This window comes from Caulobacter flavus (assembly GCF_003722335.1).
Lineage (GTDB): Bacteria > Pseudomonadota > Alphaproteobacteria > Caulobacterales > Caulobacteraceae > Caulobacter > Caulobacter flavus.
In genome coordinates, this window is sequence record NZ_CP026100.1 from 4,661,037 (window position 1) to 4,687,429 (window position 26,393).

Below are 26,393 nucleotides of genomic sequence, written 5' to 3' on the forward strand. Positions count from 1 at the left end.
ACAGGTGGCCGTCTCATGGAACCTGGCGCACGATCAGTGCGGCGCTCGTCACCTGACCTTCCTTTGGCAGGAACGCCATGGCCCGTCGGTCTCCGCGCCAGCCCAACAAGGCTTCGGAAGCCGCATGATCGCCCGCGCGTTCCATGATGGCGGTGGCCAAGCCAGACTCGAATTCCCGCCCGAAGGCGTACGGTGCGTCATCGTTACGCCGCTAGCCGGCGGGCGAGGCCGACAAGCCGCTCCGCGTTGGGCAAAACCTCGGCGTCCAGGCCTGAATTCAGGCCTGACTGCGCCGGAAGCAGAAACCGCTACGCGCGCAGGGCCCAGGACATACGACAGGCGTGCGTTACTGCGCTTTGCCCACCGTGTCGGCCATGACCGCGCCACGCGTTCCAATCGGCTGCGGCGCGCCCGTCGTCGTATCGCGGGCGGTCTGGTGTTCGATCTCGGAATTGAGCTCCGCGCCTAGAAGGAAGACCATGCTCGAAAGCCAGGTCCAGGTCATGAAGCCTATCGCCGCGCCGAGCGCTCCGTAGGTCTTGTCGTAGTGACCGAAATTGGCGACGTAGAAGCTGAAGCCCGCCGACATCGCCAACCAGGAGACTGCGGCGATACCGCTGCCCCAGGTGATCCAACGCCATCGCACGAGACTGCGGCTTGGACCATAGCGGTAGAGCAGGGTCATGCCGACGGACAAGGACAAAAACAGGCAAGGCCAATAGACGATCGAATAGACCAGGCCGGCTTGCTGGCCCCACCGCTCGTCGACGCCGGCGCCGAACGCAGCCAGCGCGATCGCCGCCAGTGCGAAGGTCAGCCCGCCGACCGTGAAGGCCAGTGGGACCAGGATCTTGCCGATGACGCCGCGCTTTTCGTGCTCCTCATAGGCGATGTTGAGGCCGGAGATGAGCGCTTTCATCGCGCCATTTGCGCTCCAGAGGGCGACGAGCAGCCCAAAGACGAAGGCCAAAGAGAGTCCTCCTTCGCGGGCTGCGGCCGCGCGGACCATCTGGTCGCCGATCAGCGTAATCGCGCCGCCCGGTAGGATGGCCGCCATGGCCTGAATGTGGCGTTGAGCATCTGAGACATCGGCGAAAAGCCCGTAAAGCGCCACAAACGCGCCGATGGCGGGGAAGAGCGCTAGAAGCGTGTAGAAGGTGCAGCCCGCGGCGATCAGGGGGATCTGATCCTCGCCGAACTCCTTGAAGGTGCGCAGCAGGATGTCCTTCCAGCCGCGCGCGGGAATTTGACCCGGCCGCTCAGCGCGACGGCCGTGGCCGGGTTGCTCGGCTTCGGCGAGATTGACCGGCGAGATCTCGCCGTCACCTGGCCCTTCAACCGCGCGCTGGCCCGACGCTGATCCGCGACCCAGGCGCGGAATGGCCTGACGCGCCACTTCAGCCGCCGCCATGCCTGCGGCAAAGCCGATCGCCACATCGCCGGCGCGTCTTAGGGCGCTCGTAAGTTTGGTCTCTGATTGCACGCCCACCGCCTGAGTGAGAGGGGAAAAACAGCTCCGGCCGGGTGGTCGGGGCCGCCTGCGGACTAAGCCTGCGTCGTGCGGTCTTCTGTGGGCTCCTGTCCCGCCGCGAGCCGGTCAAGCCGATCCTGGCGCAGACGAAGCGTTTCCTCGACCGGTCGATCGGTGACGTAACTGCGCACGCCGGCGCGGTCGTAGTCACTGGAGCGCACGCCGTAGACCAGGACGTCTTCCTCGTTCGGCGTGACGATGTCGCCGCTCGAACCGGGCGCGTACGCCCAGCCATCCTGGCGCCATTGCTCGGTACGCGCGCCGATGTCGACGGTCTTGGCGCCCTCAAGCGCCGCGACGGCGTCGGCGACGCGATCGTCGGCGACATCCGCCGTCAGCAGGTGGCCGCCGCGGCGCACACCCTCCTCGTAGACATGGCGATCTTCGTCGGGCAGGAAGGCGTTCTTGATCCTCGCCCAAAGGCCCGGCTTGGCCTGGCTTGAGTAACCGGCTTGATCAAAGCCGTCGGACGTCTTGTCGTGGACATGGATGTCGCCGGCGTCGAACCCGGCGGCGATCAGGCGATCCAGCCCGGCGTCGGCGTCTGAGCGGTCATCGAACAGAGCCGTGATGGTGTGGGACATGGTCGTGCTCCGATTATTTGGCGGTGACGATGAGGTCGGCGCGGCGGTTCTCGGACCGGCCTTGCTCGGTGGCGTTGGTGTCGACCGGGCGGGTTTCGCCGCCGGCGGCAGTGGCTATGCGGCCGCTGTCGACGCCCTTGGCCACGAGCGCGGACGCCACGGCGGCCGCGCGATCTGCGCCGAGCTTGAGGTTGTCCACCTGCGAGCCGCGCGCATCGGCGTAGCCTTCGACGCGAACCTTGGCCTTGGGGTAGGCGTCGAGGATCCGCGCCAGGGCGACGAGCGTTGGCTCGTCGACGGGGCGAATGGCCGAGGAGGCCGAGTCGAAGTTCAGTTTGTCAAAGGTGAAGGTGCGCGGCGTCGGCGCATCCGAGGCCAGGTACTTCTGGAGCTCATAGTTCAGGGTTTCGCGTTGCAGCGCGACGGTCTTGCCATTGGGCAGCGCGATCTCCTCAACCGCGACCGGCGGCGTAGCCGGTTGGTCAGCGACCCGCGCCGTCGGCGGCGCGACGGTGTTGTCGTGGCCGCATCGGCTGAGGAGGAACAATAGCGCCAGGAGCGCCACGAGCCCAATCAGCCACGGTAGCCAGCCCACCTTCTTCTTCTCGATATGAATGTGATTGGGCGGCGCACCGTCGGCGCCATGGGGATCGCTCATCGCGTGTCCTTTGAGATTGTCGCGGCTTGGCCGACCTGTGACCCCGGGGGCGAGGATCAGCGGCGATCGCGCACGTAGATGGTCTGGCTGCGACCACGCATCAGGAGGCCGACCAGCAGGCCGACGGCGGCGGCGATGCCGATCGCGCGCGCGGGGCGCAGTTGTACGAACGCCTCCAGGTCGCCGCGCGCGGCTTCGAAACGTTCGGCAGCTCTGCCCGACAGGCGTTCGACCTGGGTCTTGGTCTCGCCGAAGGCTTCGCCGGCGGCTTCTTTCAACGCGTCATAGGCGTCGTGAGCGGAACTGGCGGCGACGCCGAGCGCCGGCGCGGCTGCGGATTTCACGCGAGAGGCGGCCGTCGCGGCGCTGGATTTGACTGTAGCGGTTTCAGGGGCGATGTCGGTCATGGGAGCGATCCTTCAAATGGGCGGCGCCTTGGCCGCACGCTCCAAACCCCTGTTTTCGCTCGACGTTCCCTGCCCTCCAAATTGGCCGGCGCGAGCCGGCCTGTTTTGCCGTCGGTCAGCTTTCCAATAAATGGAAGGCGAACAAGGACAGATCTGCTATTCGCCATAAACCTGGACGTGGTCCTCCACGCCGTCGGTCTTTCCGGCCAAGCCTGGGACTTCATCGAGCTGGCGCAGGGCGGTGAAGCGGCCTCGCTCCTCCCGATACCGCACGATCTCGAAACCATGGCCTTTCAAGAGGGTGACGGCATCTAAATCCTGGGCCGTGGCGGTATTGAGATCGATCATGTGAGAGAGGCTTTGTTGTGGAGGCGGGATGACTAAACCGCGCATCTTGCCGCACGGTTCACCGATCCCCCATTCGACCTCGGCGTCGGCGCGCCGCCACAGAGCCGCCCCCCGTTCCAACATGGTCGCGCGAGCGAAAGGTCATAAGCTCAGGCCCAGCGCGTAGCGTCGGCAGTGCTCGAGATAAGCCGCCTCGTGGGCGGCGGTCAGCTCGACGACGCTGCTCCACAGCCAGGATGGGGCATCCAGGCCACCGGTGCGATTGCGCGCCAGTTCGTCCAACCAGGTGCGGCGGGTGGCTTCGTCCATCTGTCGGCCGTGCGCGTCGCCGACAACGCGGGCCAGCGACTGGGCCGAGGCCATCGCCTCGTCGGGGGTCAGGCCGGTGAGCTCGATCTTCATGTCCTGCGGCATCAGTTCCCGCACAATCACCGACTTGCCCAGGAGCCGGCAGGCGGCCATGCGTTCGCCGAGGTTGGGCGACAAGGCTCGCGCCCCGGCGACCACGCGCTCGGCGTTGTCGCGCGGCATCAAGGCCTCGGGATCGCGAGGGGCGGCGGCTTTGATCGCTTCCTTTATGTCGATGAAGCAGATGTCGGTCTCGCCGTCGTCGCTTTCGACCGCCATCAGCACGGCGTAGCGCAGGCGGCCCAGCGAACTGCAGCCTTTCATCCAGTAGGCCGCGTCCAGCAGGCGCAGGTCCGCGCCGGAATCGCGCGACTTGAGGCTGGTCACCAGGCCGTGGACGGGCTGGCTGAGACACAGCTCTTCAAGCGCGCGGCGTTCAGCCCTGCCGACCGGCCAGAAGCGCTTGCCAAGGGTGATCCTAGGCTCGGCGCCCTGCAAACGCTCGGCGGCGAGGTGTTTCCAGCTGCGCTTGGCTGCCTGGTTCAGGACAGCGCCGATCATGGGCGGATGACGCGATTTGGCTTCGAAGTCCTCGGCCAGCGCTGCTTCATAGCCCTCGATCAGACCCTCGATCATCCGGGCCGTGACGACGCCGGGCAGGTCCGAGCCCCGCGCGGCCGACGCCAGCGACAGGCCCAGCCGGATGAGGTCATGGGCCGGGTTGCCAATCACCGTCTGGTCGAGGTCGCGGATCTGGATGTCGACACGGCCCTCGCATCGGCCAGCGGCCCGAGGTTGCCAAGATGGCAATCGCCGCAGATCCAGATCGATGGCCCGGCGGGCAGTCGGCCGCCGCTGGCGTCCAGCCACTCGTAGAACCGCACCGTGTTGCCGCGGACATAGGCGTGGGCCGAACGGGCCATCTTGAGGTTTCGTGTTCGGGTCAGGATCGGTCCGCGCTCCGAGGGACGAGGCGCCCTTCGCTCCTTGCCCGAACCCTTATTGTGCATCGCGCCCCGAACCTTCGCCGTCTGTCGCCGCTACCCACAACGGCGCGCACGCCGGGCCGTTCCGAACGCCATCCCGCCCCCGACCGCGTCTTAAGGGCGCCGGCCGCAACCGCGCGTCGCGGTGGGAGTTTGCTGACGTCGCCACACGAGTTTTCGATGAGCCAGTCTGAGCTTTCACCCACCTCCCCGGTCGGCGAGACCCTGACGCCCGGTGCGGCCGCGTCGCCGCGCCGGACGCCCAGCAGTCAACCGCCTGCGGCCGCGGTGGCCGCAGCCCTGGCGGCGACCCCGGCGACGGGCGTCGTCGTCCACCTGGCCTCCAGCGACCGGCGTGCTGACGAGATCGGCCGCGCCCTGACCGCCTTCGCAGCCGAGCGGCCCGTTCTGGTCCTGCCTCCATGGGACTGCCTGCCCTACGACCGGGCGTCGCCGTCGCGCGACGTGATGGGTCGGCGCGCGCGGGTCGTCGCCAGCCTGGCGGACGGGGCACGGGCCGGCGCGATTGTCGTGACCTCGCCCGAGGCGCTGGTCCAACGCCTGCCGCCTGGTCACGTCGTGGCGGAGGCCGTCATGACGCTGCGGACCGGCGATCCGCTCGACCGCGACGCCCTGGCGCGCTTCGCCGCGCGGACCGGCTACGTGACCGACGAACGCATCGACGAGCCGGGTGAGATCGCCCTGCTCGGCGAGGTCGTCGATGTGTTCCCGCCTGACGCGGCCAAACCCGCACGCATCGTTGTCGAGGAGACCGGGGTCATCGCCGAGATCCGGATCTATGATCCGCTGACCCAGCGCTCCGAAATCGAGGTCGACAGCGTCTCGTTGGGCCCGGCCAGCGAGTGGATCCTGCCCGAAGCGGCCGCGCCCGAAGAGCCGCCGGAGACCTGGCCGCAGCGCCCGCCGGGCGTCGAGCACGGCCTCGCAGACCACTACGACGACCTGACAAGCCTCTTCGACCTTCTGCCCGACGCGAAACTCTCCGTGGATCCCAAGGCTCCGGACCGGCTCCCCGAGGTTGAAGACCACGTGCTGGACGCCCACGCCGCTCACCTGGCGTTGGGCGGCAAGGCGGAGCCGACGCCCTCCCCGCCCGCGGCTCTCTATCTGCTGGGCGACGACCTGCGGGCCGCGATCAAGAGGTGGAAGGCGCTGGCCCTGCCGCTCGACGGCGTCGAGGCCGTCGCCAGCTTCGCCGGCGGCCGCAGCCCGGGACGGGCGTTCAGCGACTTCGTCGAGGCTCAGCAAGCGGCCGGCCGCCGGGTCGTGCTCACGGGCCTGCGCCACGAACTTCGGCCTCTGACCAAGGCCTTGGCCCGCGGCCTCGACCTGAAGCCCCAGCCCGCCGATGGCTGGTATGCTGCCCGGTCGGCTGAACCCGGCGCGGTATCCAGCCTGGAGGCCGATCTTGAGGCCGGCTTCGTCGATCCCGACGCCGCCCTGGCGGTCGTCGCCGCAGCGGACGTCCTCGGCGGCCGGATGGCCTCGCGCGCGTCCTCGGCGACCGATCTCGTCCTCGAACCCGACCTGCGGATCGGCGACGTGGTGCTGCACGAGGACCATGGCGTCGGCGTCCTGCGCGACCTGTCGACCGTCGAGATCGAGGGGGTGGCGCGCGACGTGCTGCATCTAGAATATTACGGCGGCGACAACCTGCTCGCCCCTGTCGAGGAGATCGGCCGGATCTGGCGCTACGGCGGCGAGGCCGCTGGGGTAACGCTCGATCGGCTCAAGGGCGAGGCCTGGGCGCGTCGCCGGGCCGAGGTCAGCCGACACGTCGACGACGCCGCCCGCCGGCTCGTGGCTCTCGCGACCGAGCGCCAGGCGCGGACCTGCGAACCGATCGTCCCGCCGAAGGTCGCCTACGCCCGCTTCGCCGCGCGCTTCGCCTACCCGGAGACGCCGGACCAGGCGGCGGCGATCGAGGCCGTGCTGGGCGACCTCGCCTCTGGGCGCCCGATGGACCGACTGGTCTGCGGCGACGTCGGCTACGGCAAGACCGAGGTGGCCCTGCGCGCGGCCGCGGCCGTGGCCCTGAGCGGCCGCCAGGTCGCGCTCGCCGCGCCGACGACCGTCCTGGCCCGCCAGCACGTCGAGACCTTCAGGCGCCGCTTCCAAGGCACGGGGATCGGCGTCGCGCACCTCTCGCGGCTGGTCACGCCAGCCGAGGCCCGAGCCGTGCGCCAAGGTCTTGACAGCGGCGAGATCAAGATCGTGGTCGGCACCCAGGCCCTGGCGGGCAAGGATATGGCCTTCGATGACCTGGCGCTGCTGATCATCGACGAAGAGCAGAAGTTCGGCGCAGCCTTGAAAGCCCAGCTTCGCGGCTTGTGCGCCGACGGTCACGTTCTCACCCTGACGGCCACGCCGATTCCCCGCACGCTGCAGGCGGCCATGGTCGGGATCCAGGACGTCAGCGTGATCGCCAGCCCGCCCGCCCGTCGTCGGCCGGTCCGGACCTTCGTGGCGCCGTTCGACGCGGCCAGCCTGCGCACGGCCTTGATGCGAGAAAAGCGCCGGGGCGGTCAGAGCTTCCTGGTCGTCCCACGCATCGACGACGTTGGCCCGATCGGCGAGCGCCTGGCCAAGGTCGTTCCGGAGCTTTCGGTGCGTGTCGCGCACGGCGACGTGGCGTCCGACGCCATGGACGCGGTGATGGTCGGTTTCGCCGACGGCGACGGCGACGTCCTGCTGGCGACCAATATCATCGAGAGCGGCTTGGACGTGCCGCGCGCCAACACCATGATCGTCTGGCGGCCGGATCGGTTCGGGCTCTCCCAGCTGCACCAGTTGCGCGGGCGCGTCGGCCGCGGCCGGATCCAGGGCGTGGCCTGCCTGCTGACCGATCCCGACAGCGAGCTTTCGGAGGCGACACGCGCACGCCTGTCGACCCTGGAGGCGTTCGACCGGCTGGGCTCGGGCCTGGCGATCAGCGCGCGGGACCTTGATCTGCGCGGCGGGGGCGATCTCGTGGGCGAAGATCAGGCCGGTCACGTCAAGATGATCGGCGCGTCGCTCTATCAACGCCTGCTGGCTCGAGCCGTCGCCGTGGCGCGAGGCGAGGCAGACGCCGACGCCCAGACGCCCAACCTGGTGCTTGGAGAAATTGGAAGCCTTCCGCCCGACTATGTTCCCGACCCCGTGGTTCGGATCGGTCTCTACGCGCGGCTGGCTCGGATCGACGATCCCGCCGCCATCGACGCCTTCGAAGAAGAGCTGGAAGACCGCTTCGGCTCTCCGCCCGACGCCGTGGGTATCCTCCTGGCCAAGGCGAGACTGACAGCCCTGGCACGCGCCGCGGGGGTCGTCGAAGTGCGCGCCGGTCCCAAGGGCGTGGTGCTGGTCGTCCCGCCGAAGGTGGCGGCGGAGGCGGCCAAGCGATTGACGCGTGTCGTGCCCGAGGTCAGCGTCGACGGCGGCCGGATCATCGTAGCCTCGCCGAGCGAAGACGACACGACGGGCCGCACACTGGTCGAGCGGCTGGTGTCCGCCCTCGCCGCGGGCCGGTAAGCTACGGGCTTAAGCCTGGGGCCGCGCGGCAGGCCTAGCCCTTTCCGGCTGAAACGGCTTGCGCCAGTCGATGCCGTTGAGACGTCTTCAGTAACTGCACGTTCCGGCCCGGAAATGCGTGACGTTCTGAAAGATGTGGGGCGCGGGGATTGGGGCCAGACCATCAAAGCTGTGGATGACCATTCGGCAAAAAACCAACCGGAAACCATCCTGCGCGAGAACCCCGCCATTGGATTGAGCCGAGAGGTTTGGCCATGGATTTTCAGGAACACGCAAACCAACACCATCAGATTCGCGAAGCGCTCGTCGCAGCCGTCAATGAGCGCCGCGCCGTCGATCCGGCAGTCCTTCGATCGGATCGCGTTTGCCCCATCGGCTGCTGGATTCACGGCGACGGGGCCAGGCTTTGGGCCGGCAACCACGCCTTTCTCGGCTTGCTGGAAAACCATCGCGCCTTCCATCAGCAGGCAGGTCTTGTCGCCGACCAGATCAATCGCGGGCAATGGGCGGAGGCCCAGAGATCGCTTCGCTCTGGGTCGCCGTTCGCCATGGCCCTTGCCGACCTGGCGGCCGCTCTAAGGCGCATGCGAGCGACGGCCGGAACGCTCGCCGCCTAGCTAGGCGCGCAGCGCCAAGGGCGCCTGCGTCTCCGCCACGTGGGGTGGAAATAAGAAGCGCCCGGCGCGCGCGCCATTGCGCAGCCTGATATCTAAAATGACCGGCTCCCCGGCGTCCGCCAGGCGATGGGCCAGTTCACGCGCGGCCTGCTCGGCGCGCGCGCCGGTAGAGAACATCAAGGGGCCGTCACGGAAGTCACCGCGTACGATCCAACCGTCATCAGACGGCTCGACAAAGATGAAACAGGGCATGGTCATAACGTAAAAACAGCTAGCAGGGCGAAGTGGCGGCCGGCCTGCGCCGGCCGCCCGCCCCAACTCAAGAGAACATGTCGCGGTCCAGGCGGCTCAGCGCGGACATCACCTCGCTGAGCGGCACAGGCCCGGGTGTTCCCAAGAGCCATCTCTGACTGGGCCGGTGCTCGACCGCGCTAGCGTCGGAAGCCCAGGCCGCCAGGATTTCACGCTTTTCAGCCGGATCGAGATCCTGGTCCTTCAGCACCTCCAGAGGATGGAGGAAGCCGACCGCCGGCCGGACACGCCATGGACGCGCTCGATCCGTCCCTTTGGAGTCCGTACGCATGGCGTGTCCCTCAGGCGGCCGTGCGGGTCTTCGCGGGCCGGAGCTGCAGGGCCTGCTGGCGTGCGCCCGTGCCAATGGGGATTTGCCTGGGCTTCAAGGCCTCAGGCATCTCACGGGCGAGATCGATTGTCAGGACCCCGTCGGCATGGGCGGCGTGCTTGACGACTACGTAGTCGGCCAGTTCGAACCTCCGCTCGAACGATCGCTGGGCCAAGCCTTGGTGCAGGAACGTTCGCGCGCCCTGCCCTTCACTCGCCGCCTTCCTGCCTTTGATCATCAGGAGATTGGGCTCGGCGATGACCTCGAGATCGGTTGGCGCAAAGCCAGCGACCGCCAGGGAAATGCGGTACGCGGTCTCGCCGGTCATCTCGATATCGTACGGGGGGTAGCTGGCGCTCGCCTCCGCGCGGAGCGCGGTCTCGACGAGATCGGCCATGCGATCAACACCGATCATAGAGCTATAGAGCGGGGTGAAATCAAACGTGGTGCTCATTTCCATCTCCTCGAAAGCAAGTTGGACATGAGGGCGCCGAGCGAAGCGCTTTGCGCCCCAAGGCCAGGCCCTGTCGGCGCCCGGCAGCAGGTGATGAGTTAGCGCGCCCGGGAGGTACGTCAAGACGCACGCACGGGAAAATACGGCCTGTGCAAAACGTCCGCCCGGCTCAGCCGGCAGTCCGTGCGAAGCTCAAGACTTGGCCCGCCGTTAGTTGCAATTTCGCCGCCCCAGGTCCGGCCAGAGCGCCCGGATGACCAGGGCGCGCCATTAGCGGAAGTTCAGGCTGCTCCAGCAACCGGACCTTTGGCGGTTAGGGGCTACACCTCTGCCGCGAGTTGGCTGGCAGGTGCGGATCTATCTGCAACCTTGACCAGTCGTCCATCGTTGAGCACGTAGATCCGATCCGCCGAGGCGAGCGTCTCTCGTCTATGTGCGACCACGATGCGCGACACGCCACTTTTTGCGATGGCCTCGCTCACCCTCTGTTCGTTGATTGGATCTAGATGGGAGGTAGCCTCATCAAAGATCAGCACTTTGGCTTCACGATAGAGCGCCCTGGCCACCAAAAGGCGCTGCTTCTGACCACTCGAAATCGACGCGCCCATGTCTCCGATCAAGGTGTTCGCTTGCATAGGAAGTGAAGCAATCTCGTCAGCGACCGAAGCGCGGCGCAAGCAATCCCAAACCCGATCCATGTCTATGCGTTCATCGAAGAATGCGACATTCTCTGCAATGGATCCCGAAAGTAATTCATCATCTTGCATGACAACGCCGAACGCTCTTCTTGCCGCTTGCGCGCCCCAGAAGCTTAGCGGGCGGCCATCAAGACGAACCTCGCCCCTTGTTGGTAGATAAAGGCCGCAAAGAACCTTCAGGAGTGTAGATTTACCCATTCCAGATGCGCCAATGATTGCGATGAACTCTCCCGGCTCAACAGTGAGATTTACATCCTTCAGTACGAATTTGTCGTTGCTGAAGCCATACGCGACCGAGCGTAGCTCTATGTGCCCCTTGATCGACGCTGAGCACTGAGCTTGATTTTCAACCAGTGGATCGGTCGCTTGCAGCACGATGTCGGCGAGGCGATGGGTGTGCATATCGAGGAGCCGCCAGTTCACGAACTGATCCAACAAATTCTGTATTCGAGCCGAAAACTGAGATCTGTAAGAAAGAAACGCGTACATAAGGCCAATAGTAGTCGCCCCAGATATGACTTCGCGGGTCGCGATGTAAATCAAGGCGACATATGTGAGGGCGTCAATCAACCGGCCGCCAGCCGTAAGGCCGACGTTTACAAGTCCATTCGCCTGATTAGCTTTTACGACCTCTGCAAGTCGATTTGACCATTGGATCTCGCGCTCTTCTTCTGCGGCCATCAATTTAATGGTCTGCATAGAGCGGAGCGTTTCAATGCGGTTGCCCTGCTCCGCTATGGAGGCGTTCAGACTGGCGGCGCCGAGCTTCAAAGTGGCGGGGATCAACGCCAGTTTCAGAACGAGGGTCGCTGCGATCCCGACGCCCGCTACAGCCGTCAGTAAGGGCGAGAACATCACCATCATTACCAAGGTCACGATGGATAGTGCGCCGTCGACAATCGACATAACGAAGCCGTTTGCAATCAGGCTCTTGATCGGGGTCAGGCTATCGAAGCGTGTCAGTGCGTCGGCGAGCTTGCGACGTTGAAACCAAGGCAAAGGTAGGCGGACCATGTGGCGGAAAAGTTTGCGCGACATGCCCCAGGTCAGAATTGAAGTGAGCTGCTGAAGCACAATGCCGCGCATCGCCTCAGCCACCGCGTTGAAGATGGCAAACAGCCCGAAGCCAAGCGCCAACGTCAGCAGCAGGTCATGGTCCCCTTTTAGGCCCGCATCATCTACCGCCGTCTGAATATAGAAAGGCGTTGCTATGACGTAAGCCTGCATGATCACCGACAAGATGACTGTCTGCATCAGACTGCCGGGAATGCGACGGTCCGGCTGAACCAAGCTCAACAGATTGAGGGGGGATATCTGAGACCGCTTGCGGAAATTGGTGGAACGCCTGATTTCCACGGCAATGCCGGTGAAGGCTCGAGAAAGCTCTGACAACGACACGGTAGTACGCCCGCAGGCAGGGTCGACGATCCATGCCCGCCCCGAGGAAACCCTTGTCAGAACAACGAAATGATCAAGCTTCCAGTGAAGGATCGCGGGAAGGGCAAGCTGTGTCAGGTCTTCCAGTTCGCAACGAACAGGGCGACATTCCATCGACCAGGTCGAGGCGATTTCGCAGACCTGTCGCAATGTCAGGCCATGAACCGAGACGGGGTGCTTTCGTCGCAGGGCGGAGGCGTCCAGTCGAGCGCCGAGCAGTTCACTTACGATCCCGACGCACATCAGGCCGCATTCGGCTCGTTCAATTTGGCGGAAGTGCCTAAAGTCCGAAAACATTTTCATTCACAAAGGGGCTGACCGCTGGCGCGCGGCGCGAAGTTTGTCGAACAGCCAAGCAAACAGGGACTGTTGTTCAAGCACGAGATCTGCTGAGAGCTTCATGCCTGGAGACAGGGGCCAGTTCTTACCGTAACCGCGGACATCTTGCTGATCGAGTTCAACTACAATCCTGAACATCGCCTCTTGGGCCTGGATCACGGTAGGCACGTCTCCTGGCGCAGTTGCCGCGCCGGCGATTGATTTCACCCGCCCACGCGAGACTCCGAAGCGCTGATACGGAAAGGCGTCATACATCAGGCGGACCTTGTCCCCTTCGCGAATGAAGCCGGCCGCCCGGGAAGGAGCCCAAAGTTCGGCCTGCAATCTCCCTCCATGGGGGATCACGAAGGTCAATGCTTCACCCGGAGCTACCGCTTCGCCTGGCTTGACCCTTAGAGCGGCAACTTTGCCGGAAATCGGCGAGACAATGTCAATCAAAGCGTCAGCGCGCGTGGTGGCGCTCTTTTCATCGAGAAGCGCGAGATTTGCCACTATGGCTGCGGCTTGCCCACCTTGCTCCGCACCGATTTGGCGCGCTTCATTTTCGAGTTGAGCAAGTGAGGTGGGGATGGCCTCGATCCGGCGGTCGATCGCGGAAAGCTCCTGCTTAGCCACAATTAGGGCTTCCTGGCGTTGGCGTAACGCGAGGGAAGACATGAGTTCCTTTTCCCAAAGCGACTTGGCCGCGGCGGCGTTCTTTTCGGCAAGATCCATGCGCTCCACCTGAAGGCGGCGATCGCTGAGCAGGCGTTTCTGGTCTAGCATCATAGCGGCGCGGCGCAGAGCGATGCCCTGCTGTTGCTCGGTGAGCACTGCCCGTCGCGCTTGCGCCTGATCTAGGAGGGCTAGGCGTTGACCTTCGGCCGCCAGCGCCAATGCCTCGCTGAGCGCGCCTCCACCACCGAGCGTGGCGTCGGATTGAACGCTGAGCAGCGGGGTTCCGACGTCAACGTTCTGACCGTCGCGTACCGGCACTCTGGTGACAGTGCCAGCCTTGAGACTTGTCGCCCTGAATGCTCCCGCCGTCGGCTGCAGCAGGCCCGAAACCGTCTCACGTCGAGCATATGTGGCCAAGCACAGGAACGTTGACGACGCCACCAGTATAGAAAGCAAAAGCAGTGTAATTATCCACCCGGGTACATGGTGAATAAAAACAGGCGCGCCAACCTTATCGCGATTCGCCTGCAGAGCCTCGGGGCGAAGCAGGGCTTCTATTGAACGCTCTTCATACATGACTGGAGATTGGGGAATACATTTCCTCTATGCTTCGCATTCAGAGCGGTTTTTCACCTGTTTAAGCTTAACGTCGAAGTAAGAATTTAGGCTCTCGTCGCTCTGACGGCTTTGGTCGTGCTCGAAGTCATGCTCTACGATTATTCCGTACTGCCGCATTACTGATGGCGATAACGATACGAAGTTGTACTTAAGCTCCGCAGTCGGTGCTTCGCCGTCTTCGAGCGCGCTTGCCGGGGATGCTGCGCCAATGGCGCGGGGGTCCGCACCGGTAGCGTTGTCGATGCAGGTCATCACGCTCCAATCGACGCCCGCTCGCTTCAAGAGTGCGCGTGCGGAAGCGTCGTTGGAGCGGATGGCGGCGGCCATAGCTGGGGAGATCTTCCTCGGGCTGGCCGCCAACGCTGCGCTCCAGAAGGCGGGGGAGTTGTGAAACCAAACGTAACTCCCCCGCATGATCTCTTTGGATGGTGCAGGGGCGAACACGAACAGCGCGCAAGCCGAGTGGCAACGCTTGTTTACGCTGACGGTGACGCCTTTATCGACGATGTCGTTCCCAAGTTTTATCGCAGATTTTTGCTCCCCACCCCCGCTGTTGATGATTAGCGTGTCGCCTTTGACGAGCTGGGCGGAGATGTGGGCTACCGACTCCTCATTGAGCTCCCCCTTGAACCAAAGCTTTCCTTGGTCGCGCGTCAGGTACCCCTCCTGGCTCGAGGTTGCCGCCGCCGAGCAGGCGGCCAAGGCGGAGGAAAGAGTGAGCAGAAGGAGCGGCGTGGCGGCGCGCATCATTGATAGCCTCTTCACGTCGTGGGGACCCAGCCGCTTAGCATCTGCTTCAAGCGAATTTCGTAAGCAGCTTCCTTGGCTCGAGCTTCAGCGACAGCCTTCTCGGGGTTTGTTGACAGAGCGGCTAGCGGTCTGAGGCCCATAGCTATGAGCTTTGAGGATACTTCATCGTAGCTCGCAAGCAGGGGGGTCACCAGCATCTTCTGAGCAAGCATGGCGACATGCAGGTCGACGGCCCAGTCGTTATGGGAGCGATCCTCTTGATACTGGAGGCCGCTTATCGTGTTCCAATTGTTGTACGTGGATGGGTAGTATTCATTATCAACTAAGGCACCATTTTTGTCGTAAAATTCGTAACCCCAGTCTCCCGACCTGACGTAGCCCATATATTGGCCCTTCTTGTCAGTTACGGGTGACTCCCAGTAGCCGTCCTTTATTATTAGCCCCTCGTCCTTCACTAGGTCTTCATTGGGTGGCGGGGCCTTGAGAAGCTCTACGATCGAATTTAGAACAACCACAGCATCGGGCGCGTGCTTTAGGAAATCAAATGCACGAAGGCGAGCATCGCCTGTGCGTATGAAGTAGTCGTTGTCCACAAGTTGACCTAGCTGACCATTGTCGCGGGTGTATGTCACGACAACGGGATCAACCGAGCCGTCTCCATTAGAGTCGCCGCCCCCCTCGGCCGAAACAACCGTAATCGGATTAATTATCTGCCCCTGAGCATTCTTGATGCCCATTGTTAGGTCGTAGGAGAAATAATAACTCGTGTTGTTGTTGGCGTTGCTGAAGCTGTAAAAGAAATCTGTAGACCTCTCTATGATTTCGGGGTCATACTCATAATAATCCATTCCTTCCCAGTCTTCGGGGCTGCTGTGTAGGGCTGGGTCGTCTTGGAGGTTGTCGCTGTAGTTTTCAAATATTACAATCTCTTGGAGAAGGTCGTAACTTGCCCAGTTCACCTCATTTGGATCGGGAGGGGTGACGGGGCCGCCCGGATCCGGATCGGTCGGGATTGTCGGGTGATCGGTTTCGCCGTCATCGCCAACACCGCCCCCGGCGATAAGGTTTGCTTCGCGCAACGTAAGTTCACGGAACATTTTTCAGCACCCCCAAGCTTTTGCTTTTGGAGAATTCCTCAGCATAATTTTCAATTGTCCGAGACATGGACGATATGTAGCCATCCCAGTCTCCGTCTTCAGAGAGTTGGATTAGTAGGCTCGCATCCATCCTGCACTCCATGATGAGTATGTAGGTTAGCGGCAGGGTTGGATTTTTTATCGATCCGTCCTTTATTAGGGAGGAAGTAGCAATAAGCCTCGCAAGGCGACCGTTTCCATCTTCAAATGGATGGTGAAGTATGGTGCTTGCATAGTAGAACATGGCTCTACAGAAGCCTGGTGCGAAATTGTCGGCTTCCTCGCGAAGAAACGCGGGCCAACGGCTGGAAATGCTGGGCGGTGGGAAGAGTGTTTTGATCCGATGATCCGCGGAAATCGCCGTCATGCGCGATTTTGCTGGGCCAACCCTTCTGCCGCACAGTGCAGAAGTGACCTCTGCAGCCTTGCTCATGTCCAACTTGCTCGGATCAGTGATCGACGCAAAGCCAATCATGACGGCTTGTGGGCAGGGTCGTAGTATTTGGTTCTTCAGCCTTGAGAGCTGCAAGGGATCGAGCGAAGATCCCATCTTTCGGCTCTGCACCAAGACTCTTATGCACTCTCGGTGGTCCAATCCCACCGTTGAAATGCTGTCGGGGAAAAGGGAGTCAAGACGGGCCAGAGATTGATTGGCGTCCGCCCCATCAAATTTTAGGCGCGCCCATACCCTTGGAGTTCGAACTTCGATCACCGGCGTCGCCGTCACCGTTGCCGAAGGCCTTCCAACGAATTTTTGCACGCGACGCGAATTCATCAAAACTGCAATGAGAGGTAGCAAACTGAACCAACACTCTAGCTTGCCATTGATAGCGATGCAACCAGGGCGGCATGCTTCCTCATGAGAAAATGCGCGCGCTGTGCATCGCACGCTATCCAAGACGCTCAAACGCCTCCTGACTGGTCACGGACTGAGGATCGAGGAATATGCCGGCGGATTACCCGACCACGGTGCCAACCTACAGCGAGGCCCGCAACGTCATGGCTCAACCGGGCCAAGGAGATCGGAAGGCGAAGGGCTTAAGGCAGAAGGGGTTACCCCAAATCGTTGTTTCCGCGCCCTTGTCGAACAGTCCTAAGTCTGTTCCGGCAAGCCGCTTTGAGGTCCCAGTTCCACCCATCTCTGCCGATCCGGCGGTCTGCATCGCCGGCCGGGTCGCGCCAGTTGCCGACGTTGGCACCTCTTCAAGAACACGACTTTTAGCCCGCCATGCATACGGGCGAGATCGACCTTTAGCGGCCCTTCCAATTGGCGGCTGCTGAGATGGAGGCCATAGACGCTTTCAGGCCTCCCCTGCCAAAATCGTGTGGTTCGCGAACTTCTATCGTGGCCTGCGCTCACATCCGATCCGCCACCCCTCGCCATCTTGATCGACCTGCGTCACCTCGAACTCGGCGTCGTAACAGTCGCGGGTCGTCAAGGTGATCGCATCGCCGCACGTCGGCAGCGGCGCCCCGGCGGGCGCTCGGATCAGGACTGTGCCAAAGCGCCCAGCCTGACTGGGCCGAAACTGATAGTGGAATGGCCCGAGCGTATCGGGCAGGCTCCGGTGGTTTCGGCGCGGAGTCACGACCTCACCCGCCGACCCTGTCGATGCTGAAGTGCTGCTCGACGAGCGTCGCGGCGCCGAAGATCGTCATGAACGCGATGTCCGCAGCGTCACGGCCTGTCGCGACCCGAACAAGACCCTCAAGCGGAGCAAGGCCGGAGGGGTCGACCAATCGCCAGCGGCCACCGAGATAGATCTCGGCCACGGCATGGAGATCGGGCGGCTCCAGCCTCCACGCGTACCCGCTGACAGCCCGAGCCGGGATGTTGCCCGCCCGACAGAGCGCGATCGCCAAATGGCTGAAGTCTCGGCAAACCCCGGCGCGGTCGACGAGAGTGTCGACCGCTGTCGTCGCGGCGTGACTGACCCCGGCGCGATAGTCCACATGATCGGCGATCCAGGCCAGGATCGCGGCGACCTTTTCCCCGCCGCGCAAGCCGCCGAACTCCCGTTCGACGAAGCGCATCAGTCGATCCGAGGGGCTGTAACGGCTGGCCCGAAGGTAAGGCAGCACTTCACTCGGCAGGTCTGCGATCGCCGTTTCCTCCGCGCCAGCCAGCCCATGATCGGACGCCGCCGTCTCGACCGTGGCGCGATAGAGCGCGTTGATCCTGCCCGAAGCTGCGAACACCGTACGGCGCTCGCCTGTCGACGGGTCATCGATACGGCGGGCCGGTGCGGGCGGCCAGAAGGTGAGCGCATCCGACGTCACCTGCTGGTCCCGCCCGTGCGCGGCTTCGACCAGCAGAAGAACTTCGCATGGCGCTGCAAAATCGTAGGTAAGGGAGGCTTCGACCTGGAAAAGCATGCACGCCCTTCAGGCGGCAACGCCGCCGCTCACGCGATGCCAGCGCGAGTGCAATGAAAATAAATGGAGGAAAGGATCCGGTCGATCCTGGCAATGCCTTCAATATAATTGTATGGTACGAAAATAGAAGGCGCGGCGATGATTTTTCCGCCGTGCCACAACATCGCCGAAAATCAAACGGGATCGCTGGTAAATCCTTCGATAGCAGGGACGCGTCATTCGGTTTCACCTCTTCAAGGGAAGGAAACATCCAGATGCTGTCTCACCCTCAGCGCAATCTCCAAGTCATGATGCTGTCTCATGACCTTCAGCGCCTGGCTGATCGATTTCTGCCCGATCCCAACGCGGCTCGGTTCCTGGTCCACGAGACCCTGATCGACGCCTTCGCTGCGCCATCTGATGCCCGGCCGATGGCCGCCCGAGGGCGGGATCTGCGCCGCGCCATGATCGCGCGTTTGCGGGCCAGCCGCAGCCCTTCACGGCGCCCCGGCCATCAACAGCGTCGCTGAGCTGCGACACCAGGAGTCGCAGATGCCCGAACCCGTAGACTTCACCGCAACCTCACAGGTGCTGAGCCTTGTGCCGGACGCCGCGTGCGACACCGGGCCGAGCCAGCTGTCGCTAGGCGCCTACCGCGCGCTTCGCCAGTTGGAGCGTCGCCTGCGCACCGGAGCGCTCGATGCGGTCAATATCCGCCACGTCCAAGAGCTGGCCGTGCTCGGCCTTGCGCACCATGGCCGTGGTGGCTGGCGCCCGACTAACGCCGGCCTGAACTACCTTGGCAAGCGCCAGGACCGGAACCTTCCGGACTGAAGCCGCAATCGCTTGGCGAGGTGATGCATGAGCGAGGACCTGCTGCGCCTTCGCAACGAATGCGACCAGCTTCGCCAGCGCTGCGATGAACTTCAGCGCCAGTTGAACGACCTGACGTCGCAAGTTGGCGGTCTGACCGACGAGCTTGGGCGGCGTTTTTCCGACGAAACGTTCAACGCCTCGCGCCCTTCCCGGCATCGCGAAGCCTAGTGCGGTCGCCAGCCACTATCGGCCCCGACAACAGGACACCCATGAAACAGCCCCCGATCGATCGCATTGTCATCACGGTCTGCCGCAACGACGGCCTATGGGCGGCGGAAGAGGCAGGTCTCTTCTTTGGCGCCTCGCCCGACAAGGATATCGCCAAGGCTTCGGCCATGCGTCGGGCCAGAGAGCGAATTGAGGAAGGCCATGCCTGCCAAATCCGGATCTCCGGCGAGAATGGTTTCGCGATCTAAAAGCGGAAGAACTTTGCAAGGTAGAGCGTCAGCTACAGGTGCTAAGTCGTCGCCCCATCGACTTTCGCTGCGTTGCTGTGAGGTGCAGCTCTGATCTTGCCCTTACAGCCGGCGACTTAAACCTTATCACCAAGAGGTGAGCCAATATCTTGAAGTCATCCGCCTGGCCAGTGAGCGATGGCAACTTCCATGCCGTCTCACGCCAGTTGCGGTCGTTGGGACAGTTCCGGGGACTGGAAGCTCCAACCGGCCGTGAAGCAACATCCTGCCTGCGGCTATGCTCAAAAACATGCGCTACCATTTCGCCGTAGGGGCGCGCCCTTCTCGGGCCTGGCTTTCGCCGCATGATCTCAGCTTCTAGAAAGCCAAGCCGCGAGGATCTTGCGCGACTTTCAGTATCGGCGTCTCGCCATCTTCTGAAAGCGGAAGAGTTATCACGCAGCATACACCCGACGCGGCAAAATCCAGCCGAGCCTCCCCGCGGGCATCGGCGAAGACCCGCGACAAAAGTCGAGCCCCAAATCCGCGCCGTTCAGGAGAGCTCACTGGCGGCCCCCCAGATTCCTGCCAAAGAAAGTTTAGGAAGCGCTGCCCTTCGCCATCGTGAGCGTCGGTCCAGCTGACCTCAACCCGGCCGCCGGGGCGGTTTAGCGCTCCGAACTTGTTGGCGTTGGTGGCCAGTTCATGCAGCGCGAGCGAGATCGCGACCGCGAGGTTGGGGCTCAACCGGACAGGTGGACCGGAAATCCCGATAACAGGCTCAGCGACCTGAAACGGCGCAACAGCCTTGCCGACCACCTCGGCAAGATCCGCGCTAGCCCAGCTCTCCTGGGTCAATACGTCGTGAACTTTGGAGAGCGCCATCAGCCGTCCAGTCAGGCTCTGCCGCGTGCTTGCCGCGACGCCGCCGGCGCGCAGGGTTTGCTCAGTCACCGACTGGACGGTCGCAAGGGTATTCTTGATCCGATGGTTGAGCTCGTTGAGAAGGAGAATACGATGCTCGGCGGCCAGCTTGGCGGGCGTCTCGTCACGCATGATCTTCAGCAGCGCGCACTCTCCCGCATGCTGGAACGGCACCATGACCCCGTTTGCCCAGAACCATTCCTTATCCCGCCGGACATGCCAGCGGCTGTCCTCGGCGCGGCCACGGTTAAAGGCCGTGCTGATCTCGAGCGCGCCGACGCCCGCCGCAAGATCCGGCGCCGTCAGGAGAATATCGACGCTTTGACCGATCGCCGCACGGGGCGTGTAGCCAGTTATTCGCTCGGCTCCCGGGCTCCAACTGGTGATCATCCCATCGGGAGTCAGCGTAATGATAGCGAAGTCCCATGCATTCTCGATGATCAGGGCCGCGAGAGCCGGGTCGGTGAGCACAGGTGAGCCGATCATTTTAGGGAACTGGTTTGACAACGCTTGGATGTGACTTCGGCCCCATCATCTCTCGGATTTTGCGATTAAAGCTCCGCGATTATCTCCCGAGCCCGCAATATTGTCGCCAGCCGTAGAACTTCCCGCGACAAGGCCAACGAGCTTAACTGCCCCGCGAGGCCAACCATCAACGGCCCCGCCCGCGAGCCGCGGCGCATACAGTTTAGCGAACGCCTCGGCGGCCTTGTCCCGCTCAGCCTCTCGTCATCCGCCGCCCGCCGAACTTGATTTGAGATGAGCCTGCACGGCTTCGGCGTCGGCGCCGACTAGCTGGATGGCCTTCAGCAGGACCTCCTCGGGGACATTGAACCGCTCAGTCCAGTAGCGGACCTCCATCGGCTCGTTGGCCTTGATCCTCGCCCGATCGCCTGCGCCGCTGAAATCGATGCTGTCGCACATGGGGCGGCCTTTCGGACAAAGAGTTCAGGGGTTCAAAAAAACGCGCTTGTCGCGCTCGCGAGCCGGACAGCTTGCGCGCCACCCACCCTCATGGACTGTCACGCTGACCACCTCGAATGCGCCGTCCAGGCATAACAACGTGGCCAGCAGGAAAAGGTCCCCCTCGGCGGGCGCGGGGGCTGCGCCCGCAGCTTCGATGATGACCATACCGGACCGACGTCGCCCACGGCTTCGCAGCCGCCAGGAAGCGGACCTTCCCTACGTCAGCGACGAGTCATGTTTCCCCCTTCGCCGCGCCGGCCTCATCGCTGCCGATCTCGTTCCTGAGCAGCTTCCCAGCGCTCAGCCGCCGCGCCAGCGCGTCAATAAACCGGGCATACCGCTCCCGCGCGAGATCGCTAGCGGCGGCGTCATCCCCGGCGGCAAGCGATGGCACGTTGCGCAGCCAAGTTCGCACATACAGCGCCAGGGTTTCGTTCGAGATCGTGAGGTCGCGCTCGAGCCGATCCACCTGCCGGCTCAAGCGATCCAGACGCCGCGAGAGCGCCGCCTCCAGCGCTTCTGGGCCGTCGGGCGACAGATAGCTGGCGACCGCCGCGCGCACGATCTCCGACTTTGATCTCCGCAGACGCCGCGCCGTTTCGTCGAGCGCGCGCACCACCTCGCCCGGCAGATAGACCTTCGTCTCGACCATGCCGACGATGCTCACAGGGCGATCCCGTCATCGGGGTCGAGCGCCGCCTGGCGGGCTGTTGCCCGGAAGCGCTGCTGCTGGTCCGCGGCTGCGGCCAGGTCATCTCCATCCTGATCTTCGCCCTCGACCGCGACTTCACGAACAGGCTCGGGCTTCTCTGGCGGTGGCGTGAGTTCGGGCGCGATCTGATGACCACCCTCATCTTCCATCGTCGATCGAGGCGTGGACGGCTCCGGCTCCTTATCCACCAGAACCGTCGACCAGGTGGCCTCGGCCTGTGCAGCGGTCCGACCGGGCGTCTGCGGCTTCGGCAGGATCCTCGCCGAGAGCTGCTGATCCGTGAAGTAACGCGCCTTGCGCGCCCGGATCGGCGGCACGCCGGAGACCAGGACGACGGCCTGGTCCTGCGGCAACTGCATCACCTCGCCCTGGGTCAGGAGCGGACGGGCCGTCTCCTGGCGGCTGACCATCAGATGCCCAAGCCAAGGGGACAGTCGATTGCCAGCGTAGTTTTTCATCGCCCGCAGCTCCGTGGCCGTGCCCAGACTTTCGCTGATCCGCCTGGCTGTACGTTCGTCGTTGGTCGAGAACGCCACCCGGACATGGCAGTTATCGAGCACGGAATTATTGGTCCCGTAGGCACCTTCGATCTGGTTGAGGCTTTGCGCGATAAGGAACCCGCGCATGCGGTAGCCTGCCATGAAGGCGAGCGCCTGTTCGAAAAAGTCCAGGCGGCCCAAGGCGCGAAATTCGTCGAGCATCCAGAGCAGTTCCTGGCGGGTCTGAGCCCCCTCCAATTCCTCCGTCAGTCGCCGGCCGATCTGATTGAGGATCAGCCTAATCAGCGGCTTGGTTCGGCTGATATCGGAGGGCGGCACCACCAGGTAGAGGCTTACCGGACGCGGGGCGGCGATGAGGTCGGCGATCCGCCAGTCGCAGCGCGACGTGACCGCCGCAACGACGGGATCGCGATATAGGCCAAGAAAGCTCATCGCGGTCGAGAGCACGCCCGACCTCTCGTTGTCCGATTTATTCAGCAGCTCGCGCGCTGCTGACGCGACGACCGGATGTGGGTGGTCGCCCAGATGTTGGGTGCGCATCATCACGCGCAATGTGGTCTCGATCGAGCGCCGTGGATCGGCCAGAAAATTCGCGACGCCCGCCAGCGTCTTGTCCTTCTCGGCGTAGAGGACGTGCAGGATGACGCCGACCAGGAGGCTGTGGCTGGTCTTGTCCCAATGGCTGCGCCGCTCCAGAGCGCCCTCCGGATCGACCAGCATATCGGCGATATTCTGAACGTCGCGAACCTCCGTCGGCCCGCGGCGGACCTCCATCAATGGGTTATACGCGCTGCTGCTCTCCTGGGTCGGATCGAACCGCAGGACCTCCCCGAAGGTGGCCCGGAAGCCGGCGGTGAGGTCCCAGTTCTCGCCCTTGATGTCGTGGACGATGACCGACCCCGGCCAGGTCAGGAGCGTTGGGACGACGAGCCCCACGCCTTTGCCCGAGCGCGTCGGGGCAAAAGCCAGGACGTGCTCTGGACCGTTGTGGCGAAGATATCGGCCACGGAAGCGGCCCAGCACAACGCCCGTATCGCCGAGCATCCCAGCGTGCTTGACGTCGCTCAGGTTGGCCCAGCGGGCCGATCCATAGGTCGTCACCTTGCGGGCTTCGCGGGCCCGCCATACCGACATCGCGATCGCGACCAGAACAGCGACGAGCGCGCCGCCCGCCGCGATGAAGGCCCCACGGACGAACACCGACGGCGCGTAGGCGTCGAAGACGAACCACCAGACGAAGAAGGCCGGCGGCGGATAGATCCGATGGCCCGCCAGCCAAAACCACGGGGGTCCAAGACCGGCCTGGTAATCCAGTTGCCAGGCCGTCCACTGGGTGGCCGCCCAGACCCCTCCGAGGGCCAGGCCGAGCACGATGACGATCTGGCCAAAAAGCACCTTGGTGCCGCTCATAATTTTATGCTCCTCATACGCCGAGCCCGCGCTTGCGACCGAGCGTCCAATCGACGCCGCCGGTCCGGTTCAAGGTCCCCTCCACCGTCAGGCCCAATCGTGCGTCCAGGGCCCGTGTCCACGGGACCAGCTGGAACCCGAGGCCATCGTCGATCATCGCGAAGCGACCTGACGCCAGGTCGAGCCGCCGCTGGTAAAGACCGCCTACGGCGTCGCCCTCCGCGGTCGGCAGGAAGTCGCTCCCTGTCTGGGCCTTGAGCTGCTCGGCGACCCGCCCGAGCTCCCGGCTCTTCAGGGACCCGATGAGATTGTTCGCAGGCTCCAGGCGTCCGCCTCGGCGCCGGGCCAGCCCCTCGCCTTCGAGGTGGACCAACCGCTGGGCTAGCGCCTCTTGCACCTCGCCGCCGAAGCCGGCGGGCGACAGCGCCTGGGGCTCGCGCGCCACCAGCTGGCGGTCGAGCCACGTCGCCCCGTCGGCGCTGACCTGGGCCTCGATCGACAGGTCCGCGCGATGCACCAGCTGGATCCGCGGCCGATGGCCCTCCACCTCCCGCATGCGCACCTCGACGATGCCGCCCCGTGGCGTGTCGCCAGTCTCCGAGAGGTCTCGCAGACGAACGTGGTGCAGCCGGCCATCGACCCCATCGATGATCACGTAGGCCGCGCCGTTCAATTCGTCGTGCAGCCCACGATCCATCAGCCGGCCAAGGATCGGCTCACCGAGCCGCTCAGCGTCCACGGCGATTGCGCCAGGATCGCGATCGGGCTTCATGGTCTTGTGGAGCGTCTTGATGATGTCGCCGCGTTCGGCCAGCACCTTCAGGCGCGTCTCGAGATCGTCGGCCAGGCGCCATCGCCCCTCGCCCTGCCGCTGGGCCAGGCCGTAGCGTTCGAGCTGCTGGACCCGGCCGATGAGGCGCCGCGTCGGGGCCGTCTGGCTGCGGCCGTCCGGACGCAAGTCAACGACACCGTCGGCGGCGCTCGCGCGCCCCTTGAGCTGCCGGTCCAGGCTGGTGACCCGCTCGGCGTGAACCTCGCGATCAAGGCTCGCCTCGATCTCGCGCTGGCTACGCGGTCCCAGTTCCAAGGACACCAGTTGCCGCGCTCGATCACGCAGACCGCCGAACAGGTAGTCCTTGTCGATCACCAGGTCCGAGCCGTCCTGGGCGACGCCTCTGACCAGCACGTGGACATGCGGGTTGTCGGTGTTCCAGTGGTCGATCGCGGCCCAGTCCAGCCTGGTCCCCAGATCCTTCTCCATGGTCCGCATCAGGTCGCGCGTCGTGGCCCGCAGGTCGGCAAGCTCCCCGGCGTCTTCGGGCGAGACCACGAAGCGGAAGTGATGGCGGTCATCCTCGCAGCGCGTGGCGAAGGCGCCGTGGTCGACGTCACCGTCGGGCCCGAACATCTTCGGCGACTCGCCGTCACGGGCGACACCAGCGCGCCGCAGGTAGCTCAGGTGCATCTTCAGCGGCGCGGCGCGATAACGGGCGCCCTGGTGGCGGACGATGTAGGACTTGACCACGACCTGGCGCGCGGCGGCCCGACCGCTGCGCAGCACGGCGCGCCCCCGTCCCGCGCTGCCCGTGCCTTTCCGTGGGCCAGGGTCGAATACGCCCAGGCCGGCGCGCCTGCCCGCGCTCAGGACTTCGGCGATGTGACTGGGGTAGGACTGGACCTGGCCTGGCGACTGGTCACGGATACGCCCGACGCGCGGCCGGAATTCGTTCTCGCGCCTCATAGGACCGCTCCGGGGCGAGGGTCCTGGCCAAGACGTTGAAAAGACAAGAAAACGACGCTGGCGCAGGACCCCGTCAGAACGGAGGGTCCTGGAAAATCACCAACACCATCAAAGACCTGGCCCGAAAGGGTCCTGGTCCTTTCATCTTGCCATAGGCCCGATGTCGAAAAACACCCCTCCCCCCGCCTCGTCCTAGCCCCATCGTCCCAGCCGCCGGACAGACCATCGGAGCGCACGGCGAAGGACGGGGGACGCGCCAAAGCGCGCGCCCCCCGCAATGGCGCCCTCAGCCGCCGAGCAAGTCCAGCCGCTGCTGGGCGGTCAGGATTTCGACCACGGTGGGATTGGCTCGCCCCTCGTCCTGCAGGTCCGCCACCGCATTCCAGGGGGCAATGTTCTCGATCACCTCCGCCTCGCCCGTCTGCGGATCGAAGGGTCCGGCGATGAACTGAGGCTCGCGCCGGCAATATCCGATCGCCGTTTCCAGGGCCTTGATGAGCTTGAAGGCGGCCTTGCGGTCGGCCCAGTAGGCCTGGCTTGCGGTGGCGGGGCGGTTGTGGAGAGCGGGCATTGAAGTCACCTGGCTTGGCGTCCTGCCGATCGAGGACAGGACCATCCGGGCAGCCGGCCACGGAGCCGTCAGGACCGCTGAAAGCGCCGCGAAGCGGGTCGTGGGGGAACCGAAATGCGCAGCATTTTGGGGGGACCGCGTCGTCTTGACGGCTCCTCGTCCGAAGCTGCCAGCGTGGTCCGGTTCTCGCCCGGCAGGCCCCAGTGCGGTTGTCCTCCCGCG

At 64.1% G+C, this 26,393-nt stretch carries 26 protein-coding genes and 1 pseudogene; 6 read left to right on the forward strand and 21 right to left on the reverse strand.

Going from position 1 to position 26,393, the window contains the following annotated elements:
* Positions 1–346: 346 nt before the first annotated feature.
* The 6 genes and pseudogenes from C1707_RS26850 to C1707_RS21290 all read right to left on the reverse strand — a co-directional run bounded on the left by C1707_RS26850 (position 347) and on the right by C1707_RS21290 (position 4,886).
* Complete coding sequence (locus tag C1707_RS26850; protein ID WP_240633771.1) at positions 347–1,483, reverse strand: YihY/virulence factor BrkB family protein; 1,137 nt, start codon at positions 1,481–1,483, stop codon at positions 347–349.
* Positions 1,484–1,545: 62 nt separating this feature from the next.
* Positions 1,546–2,115, reverse strand: a complete 570-nt coding sequence (locus C1707_RS21270; RefSeq protein ID WP_101714657.1) for a hypothetical protein — start codon at positions 2,113–2,115, stop codon at positions 1,546–1,548.
* A gap of 13 nt (positions 2,116–2,128) precedes the next feature.
* Positions 2,129–2,773, reverse strand: a complete 645-nt coding sequence (locus C1707_RS21275) for an OmpA family protein (RefSeq protein WP_101714656.1) — start codon at positions 2,771–2,773, stop codon at positions 2,129–2,131.
* 56 nt (positions 2,774–2,829) lie between these two features.
* Positions 2,830–3,180: an ElaB/YgaM/YqjD family protein gene (locus tag C1707_RS21280; RefSeq protein WP_101714655.1), complete on the reverse strand. Its 351-nt coding sequence runs from the start codon at positions 3,178–3,180 to the stop codon at positions 2,830–2,832.
* Between the two features lie 156 nt (positions 3,181–3,336).
* Positions 3,337–3,528 (reverse strand): ComEA family DNA-binding protein, encoded by a 192-nt coding sequence (locus C1707_RS21285; protein WP_101714654.1) that lies wholly within the window; start codon positions 3,526–3,528, stop codon positions 3,337–3,339.
* A 141-nt stretch (positions 3,529–3,669) separates the two neighbouring features.
* Positions 3,670–4,886, reverse strand: a pseudogene (locus tag C1707_RS21290) (DUF2252 family protein).
* Positions 4,887–5,042: 156 nt separating this feature from the next.
* Here C1707_RS21290 and C1707_RS21295 point away from each other — a divergent pair.
* A complete protein-coding gene (locus C1707_RS21295) occupies positions 5,043–8,393 on the forward strand; it encodes a DEAD/DEAH box helicase (protein ID WP_101714653.1) in 3,351 nt (1,116 codons plus the stop codon).
* 254 nt (positions 8,394–8,647) lie between these two features.
* Positions 8,648–9,010, forward strand: coding sequence for a CZB domain-containing protein (locus C1707_RS21300; protein ID WP_101714652.1), 363 nt, complete (start codon positions 8,648–8,650; stop codon positions 9,008–9,010).
* Here C1707_RS21300 and C1707_RS21305 read toward each other — a convergent pair whose 3' ends face one another.
* From C1707_RS21305 to C1707_RS21345, 9 genes are all read right to left on the reverse strand, one after another.
* On the reverse strand, positions 9,011–9,262 hold the full coding sequence (locus tag C1707_RS21305) for a DUF2188 domain-containing protein (protein ID WP_101714830.1): 252 nt from the start codon (positions 9,260–9,262) through the stop codon (positions 9,011–9,013).
* Positions 9,263–9,329: 67 nt separating this feature from the next.
* The gene (locus C1707_RS21310; RefSeq protein WP_101714651.1) at positions 9,330–9,593 is read right to left on the reverse strand and encodes a hypothetical protein; all 264 of its coding nucleotides are present in this window, start codon (positions 9,591–9,593) and stop codon (positions 9,330–9,332) included.
* 10 nt (positions 9,594–9,603) lie between these two features.
* On the reverse strand, positions 9,604–10,086 hold the full coding sequence (locus C1707_RS21315; protein ID WP_101714650.1) for an Hsp20 family protein: 483 nt from the start codon (positions 10,084–10,086) through the stop codon (positions 9,604–9,606).
* 320 nt (positions 10,087–10,406) lie between these two features.
* The gene (locus C1707_RS21320) at positions 10,407–12,524 is read right to left on the reverse strand and encodes a peptidase domain-containing ABC transporter (protein ID WP_101714649.1); all 2,118 of its coding nucleotides are present in this window, start codon (positions 12,522–12,524) and stop codon (positions 10,407–10,409) included.
* The gene (locus C1707_RS21325; protein ID WP_101714648.1) at positions 12,525–13,793 is read right to left on the reverse strand and encodes an HlyD family secretion protein; all 1,269 of its coding nucleotides are present in this window, start codon (positions 13,791–13,793) and stop codon (positions 12,525–12,527) included.
* 27 nt (positions 13,794–13,820) lie between these two features.
* The gene (locus tag C1707_RS21330; protein WP_101714647.1) at positions 13,821–14,585 is read right to left on the reverse strand and encodes a hypothetical protein; all 765 of its coding nucleotides are present in this window, start codon (positions 14,583–14,585) and stop codon (positions 13,821–13,823) included.
* Positions 14,586–14,596: 11 nt separating this feature from the next.
* The gene (locus C1707_RS21335; protein WP_145998468.1) at positions 14,597–15,682 is read right to left on the reverse strand and encodes a hypothetical protein; all 1,086 of its coding nucleotides are present in this window, start codon (positions 15,680–15,682) and stop codon (positions 14,597–14,599) included.
* Complete coding sequence (locus C1707_RS21340) at positions 15,672–16,481, reverse strand: Fic family protein (RefSeq protein ID WP_164467428.1); 810 nt, start codon at positions 16,479–16,481, stop codon at positions 15,672–15,674. The genes C1707_RS21335 and C1707_RS21340 overlap by 11 nt, the downstream gene beginning before the upstream one ends.
* Before the next feature lie 833 nt (positions 16,482–17,314).
* On the reverse strand, positions 17,315–18,097 hold the full coding sequence (locus C1707_RS21345; protein WP_101714644.1) for a transglutaminase-like domain-containing protein: 783 nt from the start codon (positions 18,095–18,097) through the stop codon (positions 17,315–17,317).
* Positions 18,098–18,150: 53 nt separating this feature from the next.
* Here C1707_RS21345 and C1707_RS26855 point away from each other — a divergent pair, with 53 nt between their 5' ends.
* The 4 genes from C1707_RS26855 to C1707_RS21365 are packed head-to-tail and all read left to right on the forward strand — an operon-like array spanning position 18,151 to position 19,368.
* Entirely contained in the window at positions 18,151–18,606 is a 456-nt protein-coding gene (locus C1707_RS26855) for a hypothetical protein (protein ID WP_240633772.1), read from the forward strand.
* 22 nt (positions 18,607–18,628) lie between these two features.
* Positions 18,629–18,910 carry a hypothetical protein gene (locus C1707_RS21355; protein WP_180896954.1) on the forward strand — a complete coding sequence of 94 codons (282 nt, stop codon included), beginning with the start codon at positions 18,629–18,631 and terminating at the stop codon, positions 18,908–18,910.
* Positions 18,911–18,937: 27 nt separating this feature from the next.
* The gene (locus tag C1707_RS21360) at positions 18,938–19,120 is read left to right on the forward strand and encodes a hypothetical protein (RefSeq protein ID WP_101714642.1); all 183 of its coding nucleotides are present in this window, start codon (positions 18,938–18,940) and stop codon (positions 19,118–19,120) included.
* A 41-nt stretch (positions 19,121–19,161) separates the two neighbouring features.
* Positions 19,162–19,368 (forward strand): hypothetical protein, encoded by a 207-nt coding sequence (locus C1707_RS21365; protein ID WP_101714641.1) that lies wholly within the window; start codon positions 19,162–19,164, stop codon positions 19,366–19,368.
* 357 nt (positions 19,369–19,725) lie between these two features.
* Here C1707_RS21365 and C1707_RS21370 read toward each other — a convergent pair whose 3' ends face one another.
* From C1707_RS21370 to C1707_RS21400, 6 genes are all read right to left on the reverse strand, one after another.
* The gene (locus tag C1707_RS21370) at positions 19,726–20,778 is read right to left on the reverse strand and encodes a sensor histidine kinase (protein WP_145998467.1); all 1,053 of its coding nucleotides are present in this window, start codon (positions 20,776–20,778) and stop codon (positions 19,726–19,728) included.
* 222 nt (positions 20,779–21,000) lie between these two features.
* The gene (locus tag C1707_RS21375) at positions 21,001–21,195 is read right to left on the reverse strand and encodes a DUF3606 domain-containing protein (RefSeq protein WP_101714639.1); all 195 of its coding nucleotides are present in this window, start codon (positions 21,193–21,195) and stop codon (positions 21,001–21,003) included.
* Between the two features lie 274 nt (positions 21,196–21,469).
* A complete protein-coding gene (locus C1707_RS21385; protein ID WP_240633773.1) occupies positions 21,470–21,904 on the reverse strand; it encodes a ribbon-helix-helix protein, CopG family in 435 nt (144 codons plus the stop codon).
* On the reverse strand, positions 21,901–23,859 hold the full coding sequence (locus tag C1707_RS21390; protein ID WP_101714637.1) for a conjugal transfer protein TraG: 1,959 nt from the start codon (positions 23,857–23,859) through the stop codon (positions 21,901–21,903). Before C1707_RS21390 ends, C1707_RS21385 begins: the two co-directional genes overlap by 4 nt.
* 13 nt (positions 23,860–23,872) lie before the next feature.
* On the reverse strand, positions 23,873–25,600 hold the full coding sequence (locus C1707_RS21395; protein WP_101714636.1) for a relaxase/mobilization nuclease domain-containing protein: 1,728 nt from the start codon (positions 25,598–25,600) through the stop codon (positions 23,873–23,875).
* Between the two features lie 286 nt (positions 25,601–25,886).
* Positions 25,887–26,171: a hypothetical protein gene (locus C1707_RS21400; RefSeq protein WP_101714635.1), complete on the reverse strand. Its 285-nt coding sequence runs from the start codon at positions 26,169–26,171 to the stop codon at positions 25,887–25,889.
* Positions 26,172–26,393: the final 222 nt, after the last annotated feature.